At 71.3% G+C, this 24,144-nt stretch carries 27 protein-coding genes; 10 read left to right on the top strand and 17 right to left on the bottom strand.

The annotated features are described in order from the left end of the window. Position 1: 1 nt before the first annotated feature. The 4 genes from ABD770_RS06520 to ABD770_RS06505 all read right to left on the bottom strand — a co-directional run bounded on the left by ABD770_RS06520 (position 2) and on the right by ABD770_RS06505 (position 4,238). A complete protein-coding gene (locus ABD770_RS06520; RefSeq protein ID WP_344818712.1) occupies positions 2-1,420 on the bottom strand; it encodes a DivIVA domain-containing protein in 1,419 nt (472 codons plus the stop codon). 96 nt (positions 1,421-1,516) lie between these two features. Beyond that, the gene (locus tag ABD770_RS06515) at positions 1,517-2,371 is read right to left on the bottom strand and encodes a metal ABC transporter permease (protein WP_344818711.1); all 855 of its coding nucleotides are present in this window, start codon (positions 2,369-2,371) and stop codon (positions 1,517-1,519) included. Next, entirely contained in the window at positions 2,368-3,204 is an 837-nt protein-coding gene (locus ABD770_RS06510) for a metal ABC transporter ATP-binding protein (RefSeq protein ID WP_344818710.1), read from the bottom strand. Before ABD770_RS06510 ends, ABD770_RS06515 begins: the two co-directional genes overlap by 4 nt. 23 nt (positions 3,205-3,227) lie before the next feature. Continuing rightward, positions 3,228-4,238: a metal ABC transporter solute-binding protein, Zn/Mn family gene (locus ABD770_RS06505; protein ID WP_344818709.1), complete on the bottom strand. Its 1,011-nt coding sequence runs from the start codon at positions 4,236-4,238 to the stop codon at positions 3,228-3,230. A 139-nt stretch (positions 4,239-4,377) separates the two neighbouring features. Here ABD770_RS06505 and ABD770_RS06500 point away from each other — a divergent pair, with 139 nt between their 5' ends. Next, on the top strand, positions 4,378-4,584 hold the full coding sequence (locus ABD770_RS06500) for a hypothetical protein (RefSeq protein WP_344818708.1): 207 nt from the start codon (positions 4,378-4,380) through the stop codon (positions 4,582-4,584). 37 nt (positions 4,585-4,621) lie between these two features. Here ABD770_RS06500 and ABD770_RS06495 read toward each other — a convergent pair whose 3' ends face one another. The 5 genes from ABD770_RS06495 to ABD770_RS06475 form a co-directional block, all read right to left on the bottom strand. Beyond that, positions 4,622-5,956, bottom strand: coding sequence for a dihydrolipoamide acetyltransferase family protein (locus tag ABD770_RS06495; RefSeq protein WP_344818707.1), 1,335 nt, complete (start codon positions 5,954-5,956; stop codon positions 4,622-4,624). Between the two features lie 13 nt (positions 5,957-5,969). Further along, complete coding sequence (locus ABD770_RS06490; RefSeq protein ID WP_344818706.1) at positions 5,970-6,950, bottom strand: alpha-ketoacid dehydrogenase subunit beta; 981 nt, start codon at positions 6,948-6,950, stop codon at positions 5,970-5,972. Further along, positions 6,947-8,074, bottom strand: a complete 1,128-nt coding sequence (locus tag ABD770_RS06485; RefSeq protein ID WP_344818705.1) for a thiamine pyrophosphate-dependent enzyme — start codon at positions 8,072-8,074, stop codon at positions 6,947-6,949. The genes ABD770_RS06490 and ABD770_RS06485 overlap by 4 nt, the downstream gene beginning before the upstream one ends. Before the next feature lie 132 nt (positions 8,075-8,206). Further along, the gene (locus tag ABD770_RS06480) at positions 8,207-9,385 is read right to left on the bottom strand and encodes a MalY/PatB family protein (protein WP_344818704.1); all 1,179 of its coding nucleotides are present in this window, start codon (positions 9,383-9,385) and stop codon (positions 8,207-8,209) included. Further along, positions 9,382-10,455: a histidinol-phosphate transaminase gene (locus tag ABD770_RS06475; RefSeq protein WP_344818703.1), complete on the bottom strand. Its 1,074-nt coding sequence runs from the start codon at positions 10,453-10,455 to the stop codon at positions 9,382-9,384. The genes ABD770_RS06480 and ABD770_RS06475 overlap by 4 nt, the downstream gene beginning before the upstream one ends. A gap of 125 nt (positions 10,456-10,580) precedes the next feature. On the opposite strand from ABD770_RS06475, the gene ABD770_RS06470 reads away from it, so the two are divergent. Next, positions 10,581-10,982: a phage holin family protein gene (locus ABD770_RS06470; protein ID WP_344818702.1), complete on the top strand. Its 402-nt coding sequence runs from the start codon at positions 10,581-10,583 to the stop codon at positions 10,980-10,982. Positions 10,983-11,028: 46 nt separating this feature from the next. On the opposite strand, the gene ABD770_RS06465 is transcribed toward ABD770_RS06470, so the two are convergent. Together ABD770_RS06465 and ABD770_RS06460 are read right to left on the bottom strand one after the other, a co-directional pair. Next, a complete protein-coding gene (locus ABD770_RS06465; protein WP_344818701.1) occupies positions 11,029-12,375 on the bottom strand; it encodes a hypothetical protein in 1,347 nt (448 codons plus the stop codon). Further along, positions 12,372-12,635: a hypothetical protein gene (locus tag ABD770_RS06460; protein ID WP_344818700.1), complete on the bottom strand. Its 264-nt coding sequence runs from the start codon at positions 12,633-12,635 to the stop codon at positions 12,372-12,374. Before ABD770_RS06460 ends, ABD770_RS06465 begins: the two co-directional genes overlap by 4 nt. Positions 12,636-12,740: 105 nt before the next feature. Here ABD770_RS06460 and ABD770_RS06455 point away from each other — a divergent pair, with 105 nt between their 5' ends. Both ABD770_RS06455 and purB read left to right on the top strand, forming a co-directional pair. Then, positions 12,741-13,295: a low molecular weight protein-tyrosine-phosphatase gene (locus tag ABD770_RS06455; protein ID WP_344818699.1), complete on the top strand. Its 555-nt coding sequence runs from the start codon at positions 12,741-12,743 to the stop codon at positions 13,293-13,295. A 5-nt stretch (positions 13,296-13,300) separates the two neighbouring features. Beyond that, positions 13,301-14,674: an adenylosuccinate lyase gene (gene purB, locus ABD770_RS06450; protein ID WP_425562760.1), complete on the top strand. Its 1,374-nt coding sequence runs from the start codon at positions 13,301-13,303 to the stop codon at positions 14,672-14,674. Between the two features lie 46 nt (positions 14,675-14,720). Here purB and ABD770_RS06445 read toward each other — a convergent pair whose 3' ends face one another. The 3 genes from ABD770_RS06445 to ABD770_RS06435 form a co-directional block, all read right to left on the bottom strand. Beyond that, positions 14,721-16,139: an MFS transporter gene (locus ABD770_RS06445; protein WP_344818698.1), complete on the bottom strand. Its 1,419-nt coding sequence runs from the start codon at positions 16,137-16,139 to the stop codon at positions 14,721-14,723. Positions 16,140-16,225: 86 nt separating this feature from the next. After that, positions 16,226-16,639 (bottom strand): hypothetical protein, encoded by a 414-nt coding sequence (locus tag ABD770_RS06440; protein ID WP_344818697.1) that lies wholly within the window; start codon positions 16,637-16,639, stop codon positions 16,226-16,228. After that, positions 16,636-17,283 (bottom strand): acyl-CoA synthetase, encoded by a 648-nt coding sequence (locus ABD770_RS06435; protein WP_344818696.1) that lies wholly within the window; start codon positions 17,281-17,283, stop codon positions 16,636-16,638. Before ABD770_RS06435 ends, ABD770_RS06440 begins: the two co-directional genes overlap by 4 nt. Positions 17,284-17,444: 161 nt before the next feature. On the opposite strand from ABD770_RS06435, the gene ABD770_RS06430 reads away from it, so the two are divergent. The 3 genes from ABD770_RS06430 to ABD770_RS06420 all read left to right on the top strand — a co-directional run bounded on the left by ABD770_RS06430 (position 17,445) and on the right by ABD770_RS06420 (position 19,684). Next, a complete protein-coding gene (locus tag ABD770_RS06430) occupies positions 17,445-17,783 on the top strand; it encodes a PadR family transcriptional regulator (RefSeq protein WP_344818695.1) in 339 nt (112 codons plus the stop codon). After that, positions 17,780-18,706: an HAAS signaling domain-containing protein gene (locus ABD770_RS06425; RefSeq protein WP_344818694.1), complete on the top strand. Its 927-nt coding sequence runs from the start codon at positions 17,780-17,782 to the stop codon at positions 18,704-18,706. Before ABD770_RS06430 ends, ABD770_RS06425 begins: the two co-directional genes overlap by 4 nt. A 63-nt stretch (positions 18,707-18,769) precedes the next feature. Next, positions 18,770-19,684 (top strand): DMT family transporter, encoded by a 915-nt coding sequence (locus ABD770_RS06420; protein WP_344818693.1) that lies wholly within the window; start codon positions 18,770-18,772, stop codon positions 19,682-19,684. Between the two features lie 21 nt (positions 19,685-19,705). Here the strand turns inward: ABD770_RS06420 and ABD770_RS06415 are convergent, their stop codons facing one another. Both ABD770_RS06415 and ABD770_RS06410 read right to left on the bottom strand, forming a co-directional pair. After that, positions 19,706-20,107, bottom strand: a complete 402-nt coding sequence (locus ABD770_RS06415; RefSeq protein ID WP_344818692.1) for a hypothetical protein — start codon at positions 20,105-20,107, stop codon at positions 19,706-19,708. Positions 20,108-20,287: 180 nt separating this feature from the next. After that, entirely contained in the window at positions 20,288-21,796 is a 1,509-nt protein-coding gene (locus ABD770_RS06410) for an MATE family efflux transporter (RefSeq protein WP_344818691.1), read from the bottom strand. A gap of 192 nt (positions 21,797-21,988) precedes the next feature. On the opposite strand from ABD770_RS06410, the gene ABD770_RS06405 reads away from it, so the two are divergent. Beyond that, on the top strand, positions 21,989-22,789 hold the full coding sequence (locus tag ABD770_RS06405; RefSeq protein ID WP_344818690.1) for an alpha/beta fold hydrolase: 801 nt from the start codon (positions 21,989-21,991) through the stop codon (positions 22,787-22,789). A gap of 52 nt (positions 22,790-22,841) precedes the next feature. On the opposite strand, the gene ABD770_RS06400 is transcribed toward ABD770_RS06405, so the two are convergent. Next, positions 22,842-23,021 carry a hypothetical protein gene (locus ABD770_RS06400; protein WP_344818689.1) on the bottom strand — a complete coding sequence of 60 codons (180 nt, stop codon included), beginning with the start codon at positions 23,019-23,021 and terminating at the stop codon, positions 22,842-22,844. A gap of 44 nt (positions 23,022-23,065) precedes the next feature. Between ABD770_RS06400 and ABD770_RS06395 the strand changes: the two genes are divergently transcribed. Together ABD770_RS06395 and ABD770_RS06390 are read left to right on the top strand one after the other, a co-directional pair. Further along, entirely contained in the window at positions 23,066-23,722 is a 657-nt protein-coding gene (locus ABD770_RS06395; RefSeq protein ID WP_344818688.1) for a histidine phosphatase family protein, read from the top strand. Between the two features lie 31 nt (positions 23,723-23,753). Further along, the gene (locus tag ABD770_RS06390) at positions 23,754-24,137 is read left to right on the top strand and encodes a cupredoxin domain-containing protein (RefSeq protein ID WP_344818687.1); all 384 of its coding nucleotides are present in this window, start codon (positions 23,754-23,756) and stop codon (positions 24,135-24,137) included. Positions 24,138-24,144 lie beyond the last annotated feature (7 nt).

Genomic DNA, 24,144 nt, shown 5'->3' with positions numbered 1-24,144 from the left:
CTCAGGCGCGAGTGGTCTCGTCCTCGGCGAGCTCCGCCTCGTCCTCGGGCGCCTCGGCGTCGTCGAAGTCGTCGGTCTCGCCCGCACCGTCGAGCTCGGCGCCACCGGTCTCGTCGTCGATCAGGTCGTCGAGCACGGCGTCGTCGACGTCGGCGGGGGCGGGGACCGCGCCCTCGGAGCCCTCGGACTCCTCGGAGGCGGGCTTGGTCAGCACGCCCTCCGGGCGGATGAGCTCGCGCACCTCCGCCATGAAGCTGGTCAGCTGCTGCTGCTGCCACCGCAGCTGACGCGTGCGGTCCTCGGCGTCGCGCAGGGCGACCGTCGCGTGGCCGGTGACCGAGTCGATGATCTTCTGCGCCTTCGCCCGCGCGCGCTCCAGAGTCTCCCGAGCCTTCACCTGCGCCTCGGCCTCGATGGCCTGTGCCTGCGAGCGCATCAGGCGCTCGTAGTCCTCGGCCTTGGCCGAGATGCGCTGCGCATGCTCCAGCGACGCGGCGACCTGCTCGTTGGCGTCCGTCGTGATGCGCTCCGCGTGCGCGACCGCCTGGTTGTGCAGCACGAGGAACTCCTGCTGCGCGTCGTCCTGACGGCGCGTGAGCGTCTCCTCGAACTCCAGGACGCGGGCGTTCATCTCGCGCACCTCGCGCTCGGCATCCGCCCGCATGTCCGTCGTCTCGCGGGTGACCATGGCGCGCAGCGCGGCGGCGCCCTTCTCCGCCTCGGTGCGGATGGCGGCCGCCTCCTGCTCGGCCTGCGCGACCTTCTCCGCGGCGTGCGCGGACTCGCGCTCCAGCCGCGCCTCGTGCGCGGTCAGCTCGGTCTCGATCTTCAGCCGCACCTGGTCCGCGTCGTGCTCGGCCTGCTCGGTGATGCGGGCCACGTCGGCGGCCAGCTCGGCGCGCTTGGCCTCGGCCTCCTCACGGGCGGCGGCCAGCAGCCGCTCCGCCTGTGTGGCGGCGTTGTGGATGAGCACACTGGCCTGCTCCTCGGCGACACGCAGCACGGCCTCGAACTGCTGTCGGCTCTGCGGCTCGTCGCCGTCCTTGGGCGCGTCGCTGAGCTCGGTGGCCAGCGCGCTGACCTGCGTCGCGGCCTCCTCGGCCTGCGCGCGGGCGGCGGCCAGCTCCTCCTCCAGCCGGGCGAGCCGGGCGTCATTGCCCGCGACGGCATCCGCCAGCGCCCGCTCGTGCTCGGCGTGCAGCGCCTCCAGCTCGCTGCGGTGACGGGCCTCCATGCCGTCCCGGTCCTCGGTCAGTCGCGCCACCTGGTCTCGCAGCGTCGCGAGCGCAGCGTCCACCTCCGCCTTGTCGTAACCGCGGAACGCCTGGGTGAAGGAGGCGTGCTCCCTGGGCGCCGTGGTCAGCAGCTGGTCGAAGAAGTCGCCGTTCTGCGCGTTGTCGGACTCGTGCGTCTCGCTCACCGGACGTCACCTTTCTGAACTCGTCGGCCCCCGGCATCCATGATGTCATCTCCGCGAGCGCGGCGAAGCCCCTCCCGCCGTCTTCCGGGCCGATCGTCAGGTGCGGCGCACGCGTCCGCGGACCCGCTGCACCGCCCAGCACCCGCCGTAGATGAGGAACGAGATCGTCGTGATGTAGGGGCTGACCGGGAGGGTCCCCGCCAGGGCCAGCAGGATGCCGCCGACGGCCGCCACGACGCCGAACAGCGCCGCCAGCACCGGCACGGCCACGGGTCCCGCCGTCAGGCGCATCGCCGCGGCCGCCGGGGTGACCAGCAGCGCCATCACCAGGAGCGCGCCGATGATGTGCACGCTGACGGCGACGATGAGCCCCAGCAGCACCATGAACAGCAGGCTCACGGTGCGCACCGGCACGCCGCGCGCCGCGGCGGACTCCGGGTCGAGGGAGTCGAAGCGCAGCGGATGCCACATCAGCAGCAGACCCAGCAGCACCACGAGGCTCATTCCGATCAGCCAGCCCAGGTCGGGGTTGGAGACCGACACGATCTGTCCGGTGAGCAGGCCGAACCGGTTGGCCCCGCGACCGTCGTAGAGGGAGAGGAACAGGATGCCCAACCCCAGCCCGAACGGCATCAGCACGCCCACGATCGAATTGCGCTCCCTGGCTCGGGAGCCCAGCACGCCGATGAGGATCGCCGCGACCAGCGCCCCGCCGATCGACCCGGCCACCACGCTGCCGCCGAACAGCAGCGCGGCGGCGGCGCCGGCGAAGGACAACTCACTGACGCCGTGCACGGCGAAGGCGAGGTCGCGCTGCATGACGAACACACTCGTCAGCCCCCCGACCAGGCCCAGCACGGCGCCCGCGATCAGCGAGTTCGACAGCAGCGCCAGCAGCTGCCCGTAGTCCTGGAACGAGAAGACGTCGCCCCAGTCCACCAGCGGGCTCACGCGCGGCCTCCCGGAGCGGCCGAGGGCCCCATCGCGGGGGGCTCCTCATCCGTCTCGTGGTGGGTCTCGGCATCCGGAACGCCGACGACCACCAGCCGTCCTCCGGCGCGGAACACGAACACAGGGGTGCCGTACAGCCTGCTCAGCACATGCGTCTGCAGCACCTCCTCGGGCGTGCCGAGCAGGAAGCGCCCGCCGGCGATGTAGAGGATGCGATCGACGCGGTCGAGGATGGGATTGATGTCGTGGGTGACGAACAGCACGGCCGTGCCGTGCTCGCGCCGCTCCCGGTCGATGATGTCGGTCACGGCGCGCTGATTCGCGAGGTCGAGGTTCGACAGCGGCTCGTCGCACAGCAGCAGGGCCGGCCGGTCCGCCAGCGCCTGTCCCACGCGCAGCCGCTGCTGCTCTCCGCCGGAGAGCAGTCCGACCGGGCGGTCGCCGTAGTGCGCCGCGCCGACGCCCTCCAGCAGGGCGTCCACGCGCGCCCGGTCGCCGCGACGCGGGATCGGCAGGCCGAAGCGCGTGCCGTGCACTCCCAGCGCGACGAGGTCGCGGGCGCGCAGGCTGGTGTCCGGCGGGAGCGGACGCTGCTGAGGGATGTAGCCGATGCGCGGGTCGCCGCGCCGCACGGACGTTCCGGCGACGCGGATGCCGCCGGCCGAGAGTCGCTGGAGCCCCAGGATGCTGCGCAGGAGCGTGGTCTTGCCCGACCCGGACGGCCCGAGCACGGCGACGAATTCGCCCGGGCGCATCTCCAGATCCAGCCGCGACCACAGTTCACGACGACCTCTGGTCAGGGACGCCCCGTCGATGGTCAGGACCGGCTGCACGCCGGCAGCCGCCGCCGCGCCGCTCACTTCTCGAGGGCGGCGAGGTCCGAGATCGCGACGCGCATCCACTCAGCGTACGACTGTTCGGGCTCGAGCAGCTCGCTGAAGGTGATCACGGGGATGCCGGCCTGCTGTGCGGCGTCCTCCACACGGCTGGTCTCGCTGCCGCCGGTCTGCGCGTTGGCGAGCACCGCGCGCACCTCGCCCCCGTCGATGAGCGAGAGCGCGTCCAGCAGCGTGGCGGGGGCGACGTCGTTGCCCTCCTCGACGGCGGAGGCGAATCCCTCCGGTGTCACATCGTCGAGTCCGACGGCGGCGGCGAGCCGACCGGGAAGCGGCTCGGTGATGAGCACCGGCACCCCCTCCAGCGATCCGTGCAGCGCCGCGATCTCGGTGTCGATGGCGTCCAGCTCGGCCGTCAGCGCCTTCGCGTTGGCGGCGAATTCGGTGCCACCGGCGGGGTCGAGCTCGGTGAGGTCGGCGGTGACCCGCTCCGCGACGTGCGCGATGATGTCGGGGTCGAACCAGACGTGCTCGTTGAATCCCTCGATGTGGGAGTGGCCGTGCTCGTCGTGACCATGACCGGCGCCGTGGTCGTGGTCGTCTTCGGCGTCGTGGTCGTGACCGTGGTCGGCCTCTGCCTCGTGGTCGTGGTCCTCGCCCTCGGCCGCGTCGGGGTGGTCGTGCGCGAACTCGGCGGCGGTGATGACCTCGGCATCCGAGCCGTCCCGCAGCTGTGTCATGAACGAGTCGTAGCCTCCGCCGTTCTCGATGACGAGGTCCGCGCGCTGCACGGCGAGCCGGTCACGCGCCGTGGCCTCGTAGGAGTGCGGGTCCTTGGCCGTCGAGTCGATGAGGCTCGTCACGGTGACGCGGTCGCCGCCGATCACGGCGGCGAGACTGCCGTACACGTTCGTCGAGGCGACGATCTGCACCGTCCCGTCCGTGCTCTTTGCGGGGGCTGCGGATGAGCATCCGGACAGCGCGATGACGGATGCGGCGGTGAGCGCGATGGCGATGAAGGATCTCTGCACTCGTCCGATACTAATGCAAATGAGAACCATTCTCAACAAGAGCGCGCACAGTCGTCAGGAGCCCTGCGGGTCTCCCGTTCTCCCGGCGTTGCTATGCTCAACCGACAGAACACCGGCCGCGACGCATCCGGAGGCGCACATGGCAGCTCTCGGCATCATCTTCATGGTCCTGTACGTGCTCGCCGGCGCGGGCATCCTGTATGCGATCCTCCGCTTCGCGATCGTCCACGCGCTGCGTCAGGCGCGCAACGAGGCTCGCATCGAGCAGCGCCTGCCGAAGGCCGCCACCTGGCTCGACGACGACGAGCAGCGTCTGCTGGAGATGTCGAAGACGGCGCACGACTGACGGCGGGTCGGCCCGCGCCCACCGGATGCGGGCCCGCTCACTCCACGAGCAGCGCGGGCTCCTCGAGCACGGAGGCCACGTCGGCGATGAACCGGCTCATGCCGTCGCCGTCGATCACGCGATGGTCGAACGACCCCGCGACCGTGGTCACCCAGCGCGGACGCACCTCGCCGTCGACGACCCACGGCTTCTGCGCGATCGTCCCCATCGCCACGATCCCGGCCTCGCCGGGGTTGATGATGGGGGTGCCGGCGTCCATCCCGAACACGCCGATGTTGGTGATCGTGATCGTCCCGCCGTGCTGATCCGCCGGCGCGGTCCTGCCCTCACGGGCGGTGACGGTGAGACGGTTGAGCGCACGGGCGAGATCGCGCATGCTCAGCTCCTGGGCGTCCTTGATGTTGGGCACCAGCAGGCCGCGCGGCGTCGCCGCGGCGATCCCGAGGTTGACGTAGTGGCGCAGCACGATCTCCGCGCCGCCGTCGGCGTCGACCCAGGCGGCGTTGACCATCGGCGTGCGCCGCACGGCCCAGATCACCGCGCGGGCCATGATCAGCAGCGGCGACACCTTGATGTCGGCGAAGTCCGGCGAAGCCTTGAGCCGCTTGACGAGCTCCATCGTGCGGGTGGCGTCGACCTCCTTCCACACCGTCACATGCGGGGCCGTGTACGCGCTCTGCACCATCGCGTTCGCACTGGCCTTGCGCACGCCCTTGACGGGGATGGACTCGGTGCGCTCCTCGTCGACGACCGGCCGCATGCCGCGGGCCAGCCCGATGGGGGCGGGCTCCGGCGCGGGGACGGTCTCCTCGCGCACATCGCCCCAGTCCGGCGTCTCGATGTTGCGGAACACGCTGGCCTGCGAGGCGTGCTTTACGACATCGTCGCGGGTGACCTCGCCGTCGGCGCCCGTGGGCGTCACCTCGGTGAGATCCACTCCCAGGTCGCGGGCGAGCTTGCGGATCGGCGGCTTGGCGATCACCCCCACGGACGAGCGCACCGGGCGCTCGGCGGGCCGTTTGCGCCGTGAGGTCGCCCCACCGCCGGAGCCGTAGCCGACCAGCACCGCGCCGCCACCCTCCTCCGGATCCGCGGCGGCAGCCGGGGGCGCCGCGGCCCCGGCATCCGCATCCTCCGACACGAAGATGATGATCGGCGCGCCGACCTCGACCGTGGCGCCCTCGGCGGCGAGGATCTCGCCGACCGTGCCGGCGTGCGGCGAGGGCAGCTCGACGAGCGACTTGGCGGTCTCGATCTCGCAGATGACGTCGTTGATCGCGACGGTGTCGCCGGGAGCGACCCGCCAGGAGACGATCTCGGCCTCGGTGAGGCCCTCGCCGACGTCGGGAAGGGTGAAGGTCTGAGTGGTCATCGCGGACTCCGGATCAGTAGGCGAGGGAGCGGTCGACGGCCTCCAGGACGCGATCCGCATCCGGAAGGTAGACGCCCTCGAGCTTGGCGGGCGGGAACGGCACGTCGAACCCGGAGACGCGCAGGACGGGCGCCTCCAGGGCGTAGAACGCGCGCTCCATGACGGTGGCGGCGATCTCGCCGCCCACGCTGACGGACCCGGGGGCCTCCTGCGCGTAGACCATGCGCCCCGTCGAGCGCACCGAGTCGAGGATGGGGCCGTAGTCCACCGGCGACAGCGAGCGCACATCGACGACCTCGCAGCTGGTGCCCTCGGCCTCGGCGAGCGCGGCGGCCTGCAGCAGGGTCGTGACCATGGCGCCGTGCCCGACGAGGGTGACATCGGTGCCGCGGCGCACGATGCGCGAGGCATGCAGGGGCACGGCCGATGCCTCGAGGTCGACCTCGCCCTTGGGCCAGTACCTGCTCTTGGGCTCGAGGAAGATCACCGGGTCGTCGGACCGGATCGCCTCCTGGATCATCCAGTACGCGTCGTTGGGCGTCGACGGCGACACCACGCGCAGCCCGGGAGTGTGCGCGAAGTACGCCTCCGGGCTCTCCTGGTGGTGCTCGACGGCGCCGATGTGCCCTCCGTAGGGGATGCGGATGACGACGGGCATCGACAGCGCGCCCTCGTGCCGGTTCGTCAGCTTCGCCAGCTGGGAGGTGATCTGATCGAACGCGGGGAAGACGAAGCCGTCGAACTGGATCTCGCACACGGGGCGGAACCCGGCCATGGCCAGGCCGATGGCCGTGCCGACGATGCCGGACTCCGCGAGCGGGGTGTCCAGCACGCGCCGGTCGCCGAACTCGCTCCGCAGGCCCTCCGTGACGCGGAAGACCCCACCGAGTGTGCCGATGTCCTCGCCCATGAGCAGCACCCGCGGGTCGTCCTGCATGGCCTTGCGCAGCCCGGCGTTCAGCGCCTTCGACAGCGGCATCGTCTCGAGGGTCATGCGGCACCCCCCTCGAACGAGGCCTCGTAGGCGTCGAGCCAGGCCCGCTGCTCCTGCATGAGCGGATGCGGCTCGCTGTACACGTGGTCGAACATCGTCTGACGGGCCGGCGACCCCAGGGCGACCGTGCGCGCGCGCAGGTCCTCCGCGGCATCCGCCGCCTCGGCGTCGATCTCGGCGAAGAGGGCGTCGGATGCGCCTCTGCCGCGCAGGTACGCGCGCATGCGCGCGATGGGGTCGCGCCGCGCCCAGGCCTCCTCCTCGTCCGAGCCGCGGTACTTGGTCGGGTCGTCGCTCGTGGTGTGCGCACCCATCCGGTATGTGACGGCCTCCACCGCCCGGGGGCCGGCGCCGCCGCGGGTCTGGTCGAGCAGGGCCCGTGAGACGGCGTAACTGGCGAGGACGTCATTGCCGTCGACACGGACGCTGGGGATCCCGTACCCCGCGCCGCGGCCGACCAGCGGCACCTTCGACTGGGTCTGCACGGGCACCGAGATCGCCCACTGGTTGTTCTGCAGGAAGAACAGCACGGGGGCGTCGTAGCTGGCGGCGAAGACCATCGCCTCGTGGACGTCCCCCTGGCTGGAGGCACCGTCGCCGTAGTAGACGACCACGGCCTCATCGCGGTCGACGTCGCCCGTGCCGGTCCTGCCGTCGAAGGCGAGCCCCATCGCGTAACCGGCCGCGTGCAGAGTCTGCGATCCCAGCACGAGCGTGTAGATGCGGGTGTTGCCGTTGCGCGGGTCAGTCGGATCCCAACCGCCGTGCGAGACCCCCCGCATGACCTTGACGATGTCCAGCGGATCGACCCCGCGGATGCGGGTGACGGCGTGCTCGCGGTAGGACGGGAACAGCGTGTCCTGCGAACGGGCGGCGCGCGCGGAGCCGACCTGAGCGGCCTCCTGTCCGCGGCTCGGCGGCCACAGCGCCAACTGTCCCTGCCGCTGCAGGTTGGTGGCCTGGGTGTCGATGGCGCGGATGACCACCATGTCGCGGTGGAACTGCTCGAGCTCACGGTCGGTGAGCGCGTCGATCAGCGGGAGGTAGGGCTCCGCCGCCTCCGAGGGGGCGAAGGCTCCATCCGCCTCCAGGACGCGGACGAGGGGCGTTTCGGTCGAGGTCACGGCTCCACGCTACCCACGCCCGCATGCCACGTCACGCATAGCTCGGGGGCCCTAACACCTGCTCGGAATGCGAAAGATCCACCGTGAGCGGCTGCTCACGGTGCGATCACCCGGGGCTCGGTGGACGTGGGCTCAGCGTCCGTGCGCCCGGGCCAGACGCTCCAGCGCGTCCTCGACGGCACGGCGCGGAGCGGCGAGGTTCATGCGCTCGAAGCCCTCGCCCTCGGGGCCGAACATGGCGCCCTCGTCGAAGAACACCAGCGCCTCGAGCTCGTGCACGCGCTGCAGCTCCTGCGCGGTCAGGCCGAGGGCGCGGAAGTCCATCCACTGCAGGTACGTCCCCTCCAGATCGTGGACGACGACCTCCGGCATCCGCTCGGCGAGGAACGAGCGCACCAGCTCGTGGTTGCCGTGCACGAGGTCGAGGAGTCCGTCCAGCCACGCACCCGCCTTCGTGTACGCCAGTCGGCACGCCTGGAAGCCCAGCGCGTTCAGTGTGAAGAATCCGGTGCGGGCCTGCTCCTGCGCGTAGCGCTCGCGCAGCCCGGCGTCGGCGATGACGATGTTGCTCGTGGCCATGCCCGCGAGGTTGAAGGTCTTGCTGGGTGCGGTGCAGACGATGCTGCGCGCCGCGGCATCCTCGCCGAGGGTAGAGAAGACGGTGTGCCGGATGCCGGGCATCAGCAGGTCGAAGTGGATCTCGTCACTGATGACCGTCAGATCGTTCTCGCGCGCGATGCGCCGGACGGCCTCCAGCTCGTCGCGCTCCCACACCCGACCGGTCGGGTTGTGCGGGCTGCAGAACAGCAGTGCGGTGGTGCGGGGGTCGGCGGCCTTCTCGGCGAGGTCGTCGAGGTCGATGCGCCACCGGCCGTCACGGACGACGAGCGGGTTGCGCACGACCACGCGATCGTTGTTCTCGACGGCCCCGAAGAACGGGTAGTACGCCGGGGTCTGCACGATGACGCCGTCGCCCGGCGCCGTCGCGGCGCGGACGGCGGTGTTGAACGCCGGCACCACACCGGGCGCCAGCACGATCTGCTCGCGCTCGACGGACCAGCCGTGCCTGTCGCGGAACCAGCCGGTCACGGCGTCCCAGTAGTCGTCCGTGGCCACCGTGTACCCGAGCACGGCGTCCTGCAGGTGATCGCGCAGCCCGGCCAGGATCTCCGGCGCCATCGGCAAGTCGAGATCGGCGACGGAGAACGGGGAGATCCCCGCGGGGACGGACGGGTTCGCCGCGCGCATCCCCTCCCATTTCGCCGAGCCGGTGCCGGTGCGATCGACGGTGGTGCGGAAGTCGTAGCTCATGCGGGAGCCTGCGTCGCGGCGACCTGCAGCACCTTCTCGATGGACTCCTCCTCGCCGACGGAGATGCGGATGCCGTCGCCCGCGAACGGCCGCACGATGAGGTCGGCGGCCTCGAAGGCGGCCGCCACGTCGACCGTGCGCTCCCCGGCGGGCAGCCACACGAAGTTCGCCTGCGAATCGGGCACGTCCCACCCCTGTGCGCGCAGCCCCTCCACCAGGCGCGTCCGGCGCTCGACGATCACGGCCACCCGTGCCCGCAGCTCGTCCTCCGCGTCCAGGCTCGCGATCCCGGCGCACTCGGCGGCGCTGGTGACCGACAGCGGGATGCCCGTGGTGCGGGCGGCGTCCAGAACCCTCGGGTGCCCGATGGCGTAGCCCACCCGCAGTCCGGCCAGCCCGAAGGCCTTGGAGAAGGTGCGCAGCACGACGACGTTCGGGTGCTTCTCGAAAACGCGCTCGGCGAGCCCGTCCACGGCATCCGGCGCGGTGACGAACTCGGCGTACGCCTCGTCGAGGATGATGAGCACGTCCTGCGGCACCCGCGCGACGAACGCGGCGAACTCGGCACTCGTGACGATCGGGCCGGTGGGGTTGTTGGGGGTGCAGACGATGACCGCTCGGGTGCGGCCGGTCACGGCATCCGCCATCGCATCGAGATCGTGTCGCGCACCGGGCGCGAGGGGCACCTGCACACCCGTCGCGCCCGCGACGAGGGGCAGGCTCGGGTACGCCTCGAACGACCGCCACGCGTAGACGACCTCGTCGCCCACCGTGGAGGTGCCCAGCACCAGCTGATGCAGGATGGAGACGGAACCGGATGCCACATGCACGGCGTCCGGGTCGACGGCGTACCGCTGCGCCAGCCGAGCGCGCAGCGCCCCCGCCGTGGCGTCGGGATACCGGTTGATCGGCGCGGTGCGCGTGAGCGCCTCGAGCACGGAGGGGAGCGGCTCGAACGGGTTCTCGTTGCTGGAGAGCTTGAAGGCGTCCGGGCCTGCCTGCCTGCCCTGACGGTACGGCGGCAGAGCGGCGATCTCAGGACGGATGCGGGGCAGCGTTGGCTCGGTCACGCGACCAGTCTAAGGAGGCGGAGCCGGGCGAGGGTACGGGCCACCATCGCCGCACTGCTGCGCGCGCATGCCCGTGCGATGGATTCATCCGCCCACCGTGGAGCATCCCATGGCACGATCGACAGATGCGCTTCATCATCCGCGTCGTCATCAACGCGTTCGCCATCTGGGTCGCCTCGCTGATCCCCGTCCTCGGCGTCGACGTGCACTCGTTCGCGCCCGGCGAGACGCTCCAGTTCGTCCTGACCCTGCTGGCGGTGGCGGCCGTCTTCGCGCTGGTCAATTCCATCATCGGCACCATCATCAAGGTCGTCGCGTTCCCGCTGTACATCCTCACCTTCGGGCTCATCTCCCTCCTCGTCAACGGATTCCTGCTGTGGCTGACCGCCTGGATCACGAGCGGCTTCGGGTGGGGCCTGAGCGTCGACTCGTTCTGGTGGGGCGTGGTCGCGGCGGTGCTCATCTCGGTCATCAACGCCGTGTTCGGCGCGATCCTGCGCCCGCAGAGGAAAAAGAGGCGCCGCTGACACGGGGCGCGCCCCGTGTCAGCGGAACGCCGGAGCCGATGCCGGGTCACCTCCGCGTCGCGGTGAACTCCATCCGCTCGACGGTCACGGCTTCGCGCAACCGCCCGTAGAAGGTCTCCTGCAGCGCCTGCACGCGGGGATCGCCCGAGGCGTCCGCCAGGCGCGCGGTCTCCCGGTAGGCGGCGATCCGGTGCGGGTCGATCGGACTGCTGCGCTCCGGATCCCCCGTCACCGTGAAGCTCTCCGGCGACCCCGTGCCGCCGACGTCGCCGCCGAGGGCCAGGGCGACCACGGGGTCGCCGAGGTTCTCCAGCCGCACGAGGGTCTGATCGGCGGCGAGCGCGGGATCCACCGGATCGCCCGCGGCGATCACCGTGTGCACCTCGTAGGGGCTGTCCATCGCCAGGAAGGAGCCGATCATCGCCCCCTGCGAGTACCCGACCACGTCCACCGCGTCGCCCGACTCCGCGCCGGCGGCGGCCAGCGCCTGCAGGGTGGCCTCGTAGGACGCCGCCACGTGCCGCTGCCCGTACATCTGCCAGTTCGATCCCATGTCCCACGGATCGTCGGATCCCGGCATGATCCTGCGGGTGCCGCCGATGTACGCCACATACCTCTTCTCCTCGCCCGCCATCATGTACCTCTCCACGACGACCTGCCCGGCGGCTCTGCGGCGCGGGATGCGCTCGACCGAGTCCTGCAGGTTCGTGACGGGGTCGACCTTCGCCGTCGCGACGAGGGCGACGTCCACGGCGGGTGCGGCGCCCTGCAGTCTCGTGCCGTACGGCAGCACGCCGCGGTCGAGCTCCTCCGCCTTCTCGACCGCGTCGCTCATGGTCGCACCAACAGGGCGAGCCCCCATCAGCGGAGCGATGAAGGAGAACACGGCAGGCGCGAGCACACCGCCGACGAGCCCGCCGAGACCCAGCGCGTCGTCCCACGGCTGATCCGTCACCCCGTCGAACCGCCGCTCGGACCACCCGGTGACGACCGCCGAGGCCATGCGGTCGACGACGGGGTCCGACGCGATCAGCTCGTCGATGCGGAACTGCAGCGCGAGCGCGTCGTCCGGGCGGGTCGCGGCGAGCGCCTCCTGCTCGGCGCGCAGCTCGACGAGCTCGAACACGTCGGCCATCAGCTGCGTCCCCCGTGCCGCCTCTCCCGCCCGACGGCCGAGATCGGTCAGCCGGTGCACACGGGCGGACATCTCCGGCAGCCTCGCCCGCAGGGCGGGATCCGACACCGATCCCAGGGTCGCCTGCGCCCTCTCGAGGACGTCGATCGCCCGCACGAGTTCCCAGGACAGGTCGCCCAGCCGCTCCCCCACGGCGCGGAACTCCCCCGAGTCGACGCTGATCGCGCCGCCGGAGCTGATCTCCACCTCCCCGCTCATGCGTCCGCCATCCGCGCCAGCTGCTCCCGCAGGAACGCCAGCTCGCTCCGTTCTGCACCCAACTCCGCGCGCAGATCGGACAGCGCCCACCGGAGCCTGCGCATCCCCTCGTTCTGCCAGTTCGCCCTCTCGACGAGCCTCCCCGCCTCGACCGCGGCCGCCCCCACCACCTCCGTCGCCTCGTCGAGAAGTCGGAGCGCGGCGAACACCGTCCACAGGTCGTCGCTCGCGGGAGCCTGTGCGGTCAGGATCGAGTACATGCCTCCAGGGTGCGCGGCATCGGCGTCCGCTCCTCCCGGCGATCCCGGCGGGTGTGGACAACCCGAACAAATCGACGATTGGGGAGAGAGGTCGATGGCGGCAGAATGGGAGCCGTGACGTCTCCGGATCCCTTTCGCGTGATCTTCGTCTGCACAGGGAACATCTGCCGGTCCCCCATGGCCGAGGTGGTGCTCCGCGCCCTCGCGGAGCGTGCGGGCCTGGGTTCGCGGGTGGTCTCCCGCAGCGCGGGCACCGGGGACTGGCACCTCGGCGAGCGCGCCGACGAGCGCACGCTGGAGGCGCTCAGCAGGCGCGGATACGACGGCGCCTCCCATCGCGCACGCCAGTTCAGCGCCGCGGACTTCACCGACAGCGACCTCATCGTCGCCCTGGACCGCACGCACGAGCGCATCCTGAAGGCGTGGGCGCGCAGCGAGGACGACAAGGGCAAGGTCACGCTGCTGCGCGCCTATGAGCCCAACGCCTCCGGCATGGACGTCCCCGACCCGTACTACGCGGGCGAGGCGATGTTCGATTCCGTGCTGGCTATGATTGAGACCGCGACGTGCGGCCTCTTCTCGCAGCTCGAACCCGCCGTGCGCGCCCCCCGTACAGCGCTCCGCGTTCCGCGGCGCCCCGATCAGGAGGATCTCCCCTGACTTCTCTGCCCCCGCTCCCCGACCAGCCGCTCAGCCCGCTCGACGGCCGCTACCGCGCCGCCGTCGGGGGCCTGGCGGACTTCCTCTCCGAGGCGGGTCTGAACCGCGCCCGTGTCGAGGTGGAGGTGGAGTGGCTGATCGCCCTCACCGATCGCGCGGTGTTCGGCACCTCCCCGCTGTCGGATGCCGACAAGGAGCGTCTGCGCGCGCTGTACCGTGACTTCGGGCAGGCGGAGATCGACTGGCTGGCGGCCAAGGAGGCCGTCACCCGCCACGACGTGAAGGCCGTCGAGTACCTCGTACGCGACCGCCTGGCGGCGCTGGGTCTGGATGCCATCGCCGAGCTCACCCACTTCGCCTGCACGAGCGAGGACATCAACTCCGCCTCCTACGCCCTGACCGTCAAGCGCGCAGTCGAGGGCGTCTGGCTGCCTGCGCTGGACTCGGTCATCACCAAGCTCCGTGAGCTGGCCGAAGAGCACGCGGATGCCGCCATGCTCTCCCGCACGCACGGCCAGCCGGCCACCCCGTCGACCATGGGCAAGGAGCTGGCCGTCTTCGCGTGGCGGCTGGAGCGCGTGCGCGGCCGCATCGCGGCATCCGAATACCTGGCGAAGTTCTCCGGCGCGACGGGCACCTGGTCCGCGCACCTGGCCGCCGACCCCGACGTGGACTGGCAGGCGGTCTCGCGGGAGTACATCGAGGGCCTCGGCATCGACTTCAACCCGCTGACCACCCAGATCGAGTCGCACGACTGGCAGGTGGAGCTGTACGACCACATGCGGCACGCCGGCGGCATCCTGCACAACCTCGCCACCGACATCTGGACGTACATCTCGCTGGGGTACTTCGCGCAGATCCCCGTCGCGGGCGCGACGGGATCGTCAACCATGCCGCACAAGATCAACCCGATCCGATTCGAGAACGCCGAGGCGAACCTGGAGATCTCAGGCAGTCTGCTGCACTCGCTGTCGCAGACGCTGGTCACCAGCCGGATGCAGCGCGACCTGACCGACTCGACCACGCAGCGCAACATCGGCGTCGCGTTCGGTCATTCGCTGCTGGCGCTGGACAACCTGCGCCGCGGCCTGGACGCCATCTCACTGTCGCGCGACGTGCTGGCCGACGACCTGGACCACAACTGGGAGGTGCTGGCCGAGGCCATCCAGACCGTCATCCGCGCGGAGGTCGTCGCCGGGCGCTCCACCATCACCGACCCGTATGCCCTGCTGAAGGACCTCACCCGCGGTCACCGCGTCGGCGCGGCCGAGCTGGCGGAGTTCGTCGAGAAGCTGGAGATCGGGGATGCCGCGAAGCAGCGCCTGCTGGCGCTGACACCGGCCGCCTACATCGGCGTCGCCGAGCAGCTCGCGCGCTGAGCCCGCGCGCCGCGCGCCCCTGCAGCCGGCACGCGCCCGCTCGGGCTCACTCCGACGGCACCGCCCCGTCCCGCGGCATGAACAGCACCGCGATGAAGGTCAGTGCGGCCGCGACGGCAGCACCCACGAACACCCAGGTCGAGGCGGCCACGATCGTCGCGGCGTCCTGCGGTCCCACCCCCTGCGCGATCACGGCGTTCGAGATGGCACCGAGGATCGCCACGCCCACCGCGCTGCCCGCCGACCGGGCGAAGGCGCTCATGCCGGTGACGACGCCGCGCTCGCCCCATCCGACCGATGCCTGTGCGGCGACGAGGGACGGGGCCGAGGTCCAGCCCAATCCGAAACCCAGGGCGAAGACGATGGCGGCCACCGTGAACGGATTGGGCCACGGGCCGGAGACGGCCAGTGCGATGGCGGCCACCGTGCTGATGCCCATTCCCAGCAGGGCGGTGCGGCGGAAGCCGATCCGCAGGTACAGCCGTCCGGAGTAGCCGGCGGCGATGGGCCAGCCGAGCGTCAGCGCGGCCACGGCGAGCCCGGACAGCAGCGGCACGATGCCCAGCGAACCCTCCAGGTAGGCCGGTGCGAAGCTCGTCACACCGATCAGCAGTGCACCGATCCCGAAGGCGATGATCGTCGTGATGAGGATGAGCCGGCGCGTCACGAGCGCGAAGTCGATGATCGGCTCGGCCGTGCGGCGTTCGACGAAGAAGAACACGATCAGCGCGAGGGCGCCGATGCCGAAGCAGGCGGCGCTCGGCACGGAGATCCACGCCCACGCGCTGCCGCCCTCCAGAAGCCCCAGGATCACGCCGGTGAGGCCGACGGTCAGCAGCACGGCGCCGGCGACGTCGATCCGATGCCGCTGCACCTGCTTCTTCTCCCGGTAGTGCGTCAGGAGCATCCACGCCGCCAGCGCGCACAACGGCACGTTGACGAAGAAGATCCAGCGCCACGCGCCCAGCTGCGCGAAGACGCCGCCCAGCGCGGGACCCACGACGGAGGAGACGCCCCACACGCTCGCGATGTACCCCTGCACCTTCGCGCGCTCCGCGACCGTGTAGATGTCGCCGACGATCGTCATGGACATCGGCGTCACCGCTCCCGCGCCCAGTCCCTGCACGATCCGGAAGAGGATGAGCCACAGCATGCTGCCGGCGAATCCGCACAGCGCGGAGCCCAGCAGGAACAGCGCGATGCCGATGAGGATGATCGGCTTGCGCCCCACGGTGTCCGCGAAGCGCGAGTAGATCGGCACGCTCACGGCCTGCGCGAGCAGGTACGCCGAGAACAGCCAGGGGAACTGCTGGTAGCCGCCGAGGTCGCGCACGATGCTCGGCACCGCGGTGGCGAGGATCGTCGCGTCGATGGCGATCAGTCCGGTGGCGAGCATGAGCGCGCCCAGGATGGGACCGCGCTCCGATCGCAGTCCGACGGAGGCGCGGGCGACAGATGTAGGCACGATAACAGTCAACACCACGGTCTTGCGGTTGTTCCCCGGCTTCTTCCGCCGGCTGCGCCGACGCCGCAGGGAGGACGGGGTGATGCTCAGTCGGCGGAGGGGGCGGAATCCGCGTCGCCGATGCCCGAAGACGCGCCCGCGTCCTCGGCGTCATCCGTGCCCTCGGCGGCAGTGGCGCCCTTGCGGGACTTCTTCCGCTTGGGCTCGAGCAGCACGGGCTTGTCGATGGTCTTCGTCACCTGCGCGGGACTGACGGCGAGCATGAGCATGGCCAGCACGAGCAGGGTGACGATGAACGAGATCCCGCCGACCACCAGGCCGAGGGTGACCGGGGGAAGGTCCTCGTAGGTGCCGTTGGCGAGAGCGGTGTTCACGCGCGTCGTGAACGCGCCGGTGGAGACCATCGTGACGACGGCCGCGAACGCGCCGCAGGCCAGGGCGATGCCCAGCAGATGCAGCGGCCGCAGGATCTCGCGTCGAGTCGGCTTCTGGTCGGTCATGCGTGTCCTCCATGGTCGGCCAGGCGGTCGATGTCGGCATCCGTTGCGGCATCCGCCCGTGCCGGCCGATCGACCCTCGGGGTCAGACCGGCGATGCCGAGGAGGACGGCGACGATCGCCGTGTACGCGCCGAAGACGCCGACGCCGAGGATGATGCCGGTCAACGACGCGGCCTCGCCGGCGGGTGTCGTGTACTCGTAGGCGAACCCCCATGGCAGCACGGCCAGCACCCCGGCCAGCAGCAGGCCCGCGGCCCCGGTGATCACCGCATCCCGCGCGCCGTCGGATCCCCGGGAACGGATGCCGGCGATGAGCTCGACGAGGCCGGTCAGTGCGGCCCAGGCGATCACGAGGCCGAAGAACAGACCGTCCGTGCGGATCGGCGGCAGCCCGCCGGCCATGCCCAGCACGAGCGAAGCGCCGGCGATGACGAGAGTCGGCCAGCGGTGCCCGGCGGGGAGCACGAGGAACGCGGCCAGCGCCAGCACGAGACCGGTGGCGACGGCGAAGCCGCTGAACACGGACAGGCCGACGGATGCCGAGTGGTCCGCGGAGAACGTGATCATGAGGGCGGCCGCGGCCGCCAGGACGGCACGCGTCAACTGCACGTGGCGTGCAGTGAAGGTGCGGGAAGCGGCGGGCATGACAGTCCTCGGATCGGTGACGCCTCCAGTCTACGCCGGGGCCGCTTATGGGCCTCCTGCACACCCGCCGGCCTCGCGGGGCCGGCGAAGGCGCCGATCCCGGCACCGACTCCGCAAACCTTGTATTGCAATATTTGCATCACAAGGTTAAGATCGTCCGCATGACCGAGGCCGCCGAGCGCATCGCCACGAACCTCCGCAAGGGGGTGCTGGAGTTCTGCGTGCTCGGCGTGCTGGCCGCGAACGAGCGGTACGGCCTGGAGCTGGCATCCGACCTGCAGTCCCGCGGGCTGATCGCCGGCGAGGGCAGCCTGTACCCGCTGCTGGCGCGCATGCGCGAGGGCGGCCTGGTCGATGCCCGCACCGAAGCCGTCGGCGGCGGACGCCCGCGCCGGTACTACACGATCACCGCGGCCGGCCGAGATCAGCTGGACACGTTCGCCGAGGTCTGGCGGGCGCTCGGCGCCGAGGTCGACACCATCCTCGAGGGAGCACGATGACCACGCGAGACGACTACCTGCGATCGGTCGAGCGGATGCTGGGCGACATCGCCCCCGCGCACCGCGGCGCGGTCCTCGACGACCTGCGCGCGCACTTCGCCGACGCGGAGGACGCCGGGCAGCCCGTCGACGAGACGATCCGCAGCCTGGGCACTCCCGCCGAGATCGCCGAGCGCGCCGCAGAGGAGTTCGGAACGGATGCCGCGGGCGCGGCACCCCGAGCGGAACGGGCGTGGCGCGTGCTGCAGGGCGCCGCCGTGGCCCTGGCGATCCTCGTCGCGGTCGTCGCCGCGTTCATCATGCCCTCCTACACGACCGGAGACGGCACGACCGAGACGCTCGTCGAGGTCAACGGGCTGTGGGCCGCGCTCATCGCACTGGTCCCGGCGCTCGTCGCCCTCGTGCCCGTCGCCGTGCCGCGGCGAGCGCGCACCGCCACGGCATCCGTCGCCGCCGTGCTGCTGACGGCCATGGCGGTGATCGGCGGGTTCACGCTCGGCGGGTTCTACCTGCCGACCGTGATGCTGAGCTGGGCGGCGCTGATCGCCTGGGTGCGGATGCGCCGCTCGGGCTTCGGCATCGCCTGGCGGATCGTCGGCGGGGTGCTGGCCGCACTGCCGGTGCTGGGGTTCCTGGTGCCGGTGCTCGGCGGACTGGTCGGCCGCTACGCGGACCCCGCCTCTGCACCGACCTTCGATGTCAGCGCATGGGGGTGGCCGTTCCTCGCCGCCGTCCTCGTGCTGGCCGTCGTCATCGCGATCGGCTCCCGACCGGCCGGATGGGTGCTCGCCGCGCTCGGGCTGGTGATGGTGGCGTGGGCGCTCGTATCGGGTCAGCTCCTCACGATGCTGGGGATCTGGCTGGGCGGCCTGTGGCTCACGATCGGCCTCGCGCACGCCGTCACGACGCAGCGTCGACACTGATCCCCGCGGGCCGCACGAGGGCGCAGGCTCCGCGGGGATGACGCGGATGCGGGACAATCAACTGTGCACCTTCGCTGGCTGCGGCTGCGCCCGCAGGAACTCGCTCTCGTCGGCATCACCGCCGTCTGGGGCAGCACGTTCCTCCTCGTGCACTGGGCCATGGAGCACTCCGGCCCGTGGTTCTTCGTCGCGCTGCGCTTCCTCGTGGCGGGACTCATCAGCATCCTCGTCTTCCGCCGGGCCCTGCGCGGGATGACCTGGACCGACCTCGGCGCCGGTGCCGCGATCGGGGTGATGATATACGGCGGCTACGGTCTGCAGACCCTCGGTCTGCAGACCATCGACAGCAGCACGTCCGCCTTCCTCACCGCGCTGTACGTGCCCCTGGTGCCGTTCGCGCAGTGGCTGTTCTTCCGGCATCGGCCACCGGCGATGGCGTTCCTCGGCGCGGGTCTCGCCTTCATCGGGCTGCTGCTGATCGCCGGGCCGGATGCGTTCGCCCTGTCCCTCGGCGTCGGCGAGACGGCCACGCTCATCAGCACGATCCCCATCGCCGGGGAGATCATCCTCATCAGCGCCTTCGCGGGCCGTGTCGATCTCGGCCGCATCACGGTCGTGCAGCTGCTCACCGCGGGTCTGCTGGGGGTGGCGACCATGCCGTTCACCGGCGAAGCGGTGCCGGAGTTCTCCTGGGCCTGGCTGATCGCGGGAGTCGGCCTGGGCGCGGCGAGCTGTCTCATCCAGCTCACCATGAACTGGGCGCAGAAGTCGGTCTCCCCCACGCGCGCCACCGTGATCTACACGGGCGAGCCGGTGTGGGCGGCCGTCGTCGGCCGCATCGCCGGGGAGCGGCTGCCCGCCGCCGCGCTGCTGGGCGGCCTGATGGTGGTGCTCGGCATCCTCGTCGGCGAGCTGCGGATCGTGCGGCGCCGCGGACGGCGCGCGGATGCCGGCGGCTCGGCCGATACCCGTCCCTGACCCGCCCCGCCGGTCGCGCGGCTACGCGACCGCGCGAATGCGCTCGGATGCCGTCGCGCGCGCCGGCGCGGGCATCCGCACGGGCTGCGCCTGAGCCTCCGGCATCCACGCCTGCTGCGCGACGGCCGGTCGCGAGGCGAGCACGCCGCGCACGACGACCCTCACGGCGGCACCCAGCACCAGTCCGCCGCCGAGCGCGACGAGCGCGACGAGCACCGGGATCCAGTCGTCCGCGAAGGACGACGCCAGGCTCAGCATGGCACCGCCGATCCAGACGCCGATCGCGCCGCCGACAAGGCCCGCCGCCCCGCGCGCGAGCGCGATGAGCGCGACGAGGGCGCAGACGACGGCGATGACCGCCCCGGCGATGCCGATGGGCAGGAACACCGATGACAGCGTGTTCGTCACTGCGAGTGTGGACATTCGACGACCCCCCGGTCACTGATTCGCGCTTCCGCGCGCCTCCGATTGATTACAGGTTACGCGGGTTGATCGCTGATATCCTCCGCCCGGAGAACGATTCGGCATCATCCCGGGGGATGATCCGTGAACCCATCGTGAACACGGGCGAGTCGGGCGCCGAAGCGGGTCCTCCCGCGGTGTTCAGCGCGGTCGGCGCGATGTGGAGCGATGAGGCGTCCGCCGCGGCAGGCGAAGTCTGCTGAGCCTCGGCGCGACGACCGGCACGGGCGCGGTGAAGACGGTGTCGACGACCATCGAGCCGTCGGCGGGGCCGATCACCGGGATCGGTGTGGTCAGGGTCGCCTCGAGCGGGGCGACCGGCATCTTCGCCAGGGCGCGATGCGCGCTCACGTACGCCGGGGTCAGCAGGGCGACCGCCCCGACCCACGCCAGCGGGTTGCTCATCGCCACACCGGCGAAGTCCCACACGGCGCCCAGCACGATGGCTCCGACCGCGCGGGCGACGAGCTCGATCACGCCAGTGATGGTCGGCACGAGCACGCGACCCAGCCCCTGCAGCACGCCGCGTAGCACGAACAGCACCGCCAGCACCACGTATGTGGAGCCGTTGATGATGAGCATGAGGTGCGCCATGGCGACCACGTCCTCCGCGTCATCGCCGACGAACAGCCGCACGACGGGCGCACCGAGCGTGATCATGATGACCCCGAGCGTCACGGCGACGATCACGGCCAGCCACACCGCCTGGATCGTGCCGCGACGGATGCGGTCGGGGCGCCGCGCACCGAGGTTCTGCGCGGCGTACATCGACGCCGCCAGCCCCAGCGATGCCAGGAACGCGCTGGAGAGGCTGTCCACGCGGGAGGCCGCGGTGTATGCGGCGACAGCCTCGGCACCGAGCGTGTTCAGCGCCACCTGGACGATGAGCGCGCCGATCGCGATGATCGAGGCCTGGAACCCCATCGGCAGACCCAGACGCAGATGCTCGGCGACGTCCGCCCGGGTGATCCGCCAGTCGGCGCGGCGCACGTGCAGCACGGGCAGCCTCCGCCACACGTACAGCAGGCACAGCAGCACCGAGATCGCCTGCGCGACGACGGTCGCCCAGGCCGCCCCGGCGACGCCCCACTCCAGGACGCCGACCATGACGATGACGAAGGCGACGTTCAGCGCACAGGAGATGGTGAGGAACACCAGCGGTGTGGTGGAGTCGCCGATCGCCCGGATGATCGCGGCGAGATAGTTGAAGAACATGATCGTGCTGCCGCCGATGAAGGTGACCTGCGTGAACGCCGTCGCCTCCGCCAGCAGCTCGGGAGGCGTCTGCAGCAGCACCAGGAGCGGCTCGGCCACGAGCGGCCCGAGGACGGTGAGGATGAGGCTCGTGATCGCCGTCAGCACGGATCCGGTGGCCACCGACCGCCGGAGCCGGGCGGCATCCGATGCGCCGAACGCCTGGGCCGTGGGGATGGCGAAGCCGCTGGCGAGACCCCAGGCGAAGCCGATGACGAGGAAGATCAGGCTGCCGGTCGCCCCGACGGCGGCGAGGGAGTTGACGCCGAGATGCCTGCCGACCACGACCGCGTCGACGAACTGGTACAGCTGCTGCACGACGTTGCCGATGAGCAGCGGCACGGAGAAGACCAGGATGACGCGCCACGGGCGTCCGGTGATGAGGGTGGTTGCCATGAGGTGAAGAGGTGCAGAGAGAAGGAGAGGAGAGCGTGAGCGGTGTCGAGCGACGGAGAACAGCAATGGCACCGCGATCGGTCACGGCGCCATCGCACAAGTCTATCGAATCGATTCGGCGGAAGGGAAGACGGCCGCGGCTCGGGCCGAGGGGCCTGTCCTCGACGCCCCGGACAGGAGCATGATGGAGGGGTGACCGACCTGCTCGCCGACCTGACCCGGATGCCCGCCCCGCAATTCGTCGAGGTGGGTGAGGGCGTCGCACTCGCGACGTACTCCTGGGGCCAGCCGGATGCGCCGGTCGTCGTGCTCGTGCACGGATTCGCGTCCAGCACCGCCGACACGTGGCTGCACACCGGCTGGGTGCGGATGCTGAAGGACGAGGGCTTCCGCATCCTCGGCATCGACCTGCGCGGGCACGGCGCCAGCGAGAAGCCGCACGACGGCGCCGGATACGCGGTCGGCAGCCTCGCGCACGATGTCGAGGCCGTGCTGGAGACCTTCCTCATCGACGAGGCGCTGTACGTCGGATACTCGCTGGGCGCACGGGTCGGCTGGCAGGTGCTGCAGGACCTCGGCGACCGGATCCCGCGCGGGGTGCTCGGCGGCGTGCCCGACGGCATCCCCCTGGACAGACTGGACGTCGACCAGGTGTGCCGCTACGCCGACGAGGGCGTCCCCGTCACCGATCCGGACACGCTCGACTACATCGCCCTCGCCGAGCGGGTGCCGGGCAACGACCTGCACGCGCTGCTGGCCCTGGCGGAGGGGATGCGGGGCTCGCAGGCCGTCGATCCCGACCCCGCGCACGCGCCAAGGCAGCCGGTGCTGTTCGCGACGGGGTCGGAGGACGGCGTGCTCGACGGCTCACGTCGCCTGGCCGAGGCCGCCCCGCAGGGCTCGTTCTTCACGATCCCCGGCCGGCACCACTTCAACGCGCCCGGCTCGAAGGCGTTCCGGCTCGCGGCGCTCGAATTCCTCCGCGCCGGGTAGTCCCGAGATCCCCACCCGCCGCCCCGCCGAGCAACGGGGCGCGACGACGGAGTCAGTCGCGCTCGGAGCGGGTGAGGGCCCGGATGCCGGCGTACACGGCCACCGCGACGACCGCGACCAGGGCGAGCTTGACGATCAGCCACAGCAGCGAGAACAGCGCGCTGACCACCCACCACGCGATGACGACGGCGATGATCATGCCGAGGATGCTCCACACGGTGCTCTTGGTCATCACCCCAGCGTAACCGGAGGCCGCTCACCGGGTACGGTGAGCAGGTGGACGCACCCGACCCCCTCCCCGACCGGCCCGCACCCGACTGCCCGCCCGGCAGGCTCGTGCTGCTGCGGCACGGCGAGACCGAATGGTCGCGAACCGGGAGGCACACCGGCCGCACCGACATCCCGCTGACCGCGCACGGAGAGGAGCTGGCCCGCGCCGCCGGCGAACTCGTGCGCGGCTACGACTTCCGGCTCGTGCTCAGCTCGCCGCTGCAGCGCGCCCGGCGCACGGCCGAGCTGGCCGGGCTGCGCGCCGACATCGACCCGCTGCTGGTGGAGTGGGACTACGGCGGGTACGAGGGCCGCACGACCCGGGACATCCGCGCCGAGCTCGGCTACAACTGGACGGCCTTCGAGCACGGCGTGATCCGCGGGAAGACCCCCGGGGAGACCGTCGAGGAGGTCGCCGCCCGGGCATCCCGTGTCCTGACCCGGGTGCTCCCGGCGATGGCCGAGGGCGACGTCGCCCTCGTCGCACACGGCCACTGCCTGCGCATCCTCACCGCCGTGTTCCTCCGCCAGGCACCGCGGTTCGCGGCATCCATCTCGCTGGACGCGGGCTCGGCATCCGTCCTGGGGTTCGCCCACGAGCAGCCGGCGATCCTCGCCTGGAACCACGGGCCCGCCCTGCCGCTGCATCCGTCCGAGTCGTGACGGACGCCCCGATCACCACCCCGGAGACACCATGCCCCTCACCCGCCGCTCGCTCCTGACCCGCAGCGCCCTCGCCACAGGCATCGGCCTGCTCGCCCTCACCGGATGCTCCCCCGCCGCCGACGTGCCCGCCACCGGGGAGACCACCGAGGTCACCGTGCACGTCGAGGGCATGCGCTTCGTGCCCGATGTGATCGAGGTCCCGGTGGGCAACGCGCTCGTCGTCACGTTCGAGAACACCGGCGATGTCGTGCACGACCTCGTGTTCGACGGCGGCGCCGGCTCCGACCATCTCTCGCCGGGGGATTCCCAGGTGATCGAGGTCGGGGTGATCGGCTCCGACCTCGACGGATGGTGCTCGGTGAGCAACCACCGGGCGATGGGCATGGAGCTGTCGGTGAAGGCCGTGGAGTAGACCCCTG

This window comes from Microbacterium soli (genome assembly GCF_039539005.1).
Classification (GTDB): Bacteria; Actinomycetota; Actinomycetes; order Actinomycetales; family Microbacteriaceae; genus Microbacterium; species Microbacterium soli.
The sequence above is the reverse complement of the archived record's forward strand: the minus strand, read 5'-3'. Positions and strand labels throughout refer to the sequence as shown.

Coding starts and splice junctions, on each gene's coding strand:
- ABD770_RS06465 (WP_344818701.1), bottom strand. CDS start 12,375: ATGAGCGGGGAGGTGGAGATCAGCTCCGGCGGCGCGATCAGCGTCGAC.
- ABD770_RS06495 (WP_344818707.1), bottom strand. CDS start 5,956: ATGACCACTCAGACCTTCACCCTTCCCGACGTCGGCGAGGGCCTCACC.
- ABD770_RS06410 (WP_344818691.1), bottom strand. CDS start 21,796: ATGGCAACCACCCTCATCACCGGACGCCCGTGGCGCGTCATCCTGGTC.
- ABD770_RS06490 (WP_344818706.1), bottom strand. CDS start 6,950: ATGACCCTCGAGACGATGCCGCTGTCGAAGGCGCTGAACGCCGGGCTG.
- ABD770_RS06480 (WP_344818704.1), bottom strand. CDS start 9,385: ATGAGCTACGACTTCCGCACCACCGTCGATCGCACCGGCACCGGCTCG.
- ABD770_RS06400 (WP_344818689.1), bottom strand. CDS start 23,021: ATGACCAAGAGCACCGTGTGGAGCATCCTCGGCATGATCATCGCCGTC.
- ABD770_RS06460 (WP_344818700.1), bottom strand. CDS start 12,635: ATGTACTCGATCCTGACCGCACAGGCTCCCGCGAGCGACGACCTGTGG.
- ABD770_RS06435 (WP_344818696.1), bottom strand. CDS start 17,283: ATGCCCGCCGCTTCCCGCACCTTCACTGCACGCCACGTGCAGTTGACG.
- ABD770_RS06500 (WP_344818708.1), top strand. CDS start 4,378: ATGGCAGCTCTCGGCATCATCTTCATGGTCCTGTACGTGCTCGCCGGC.
- ABD770_RS06470 (WP_344818702.1), top strand. CDS start 10,581: ATGCGCTTCATCATCCGCGTCGTCATCAACGCGTTCGCCATCTGGGTC.
- ABD770_RS06415 (WP_344818692.1), bottom strand. CDS start 20,107: ATGTCCACACTCGCAGTGACGAACACGCTGTCATCGGTGTTCCTGCCC.
- ABD770_RS06425 (WP_344818694.1), top strand. CDS start 17,780: ATGACCACGCGAGACGACTACCTGCGATCGGTCGAGCGGATGCTGGGC.
- ABD770_RS06390 (WP_344818687.1), top strand. CDS start 23,754: ATGCCCCTCACCCGCCGCTCGCTCCTGACCCGCAGCGCCCTCGCCACA.
- ABD770_RS06440 (WP_344818697.1), bottom strand. CDS start 16,639: ATGACCGACCAGAAGCCGACTCGACGCGAGATCCTGCGGCCGCTGCAT.
- ABD770_RS06455 (WP_344818699.1), top strand. CDS start 12,741: ATGGGAGCCGTGACGTCTCCGGATCCCTTTCGCGTGATCTTCGTCTGC.
- ABD770_RS06430 (WP_344818695.1), top strand. CDS start 17,445: ATGACCGAGGCCGCCGAGCGCATCGCCACGAACCTCCGCAAGGGGGTG.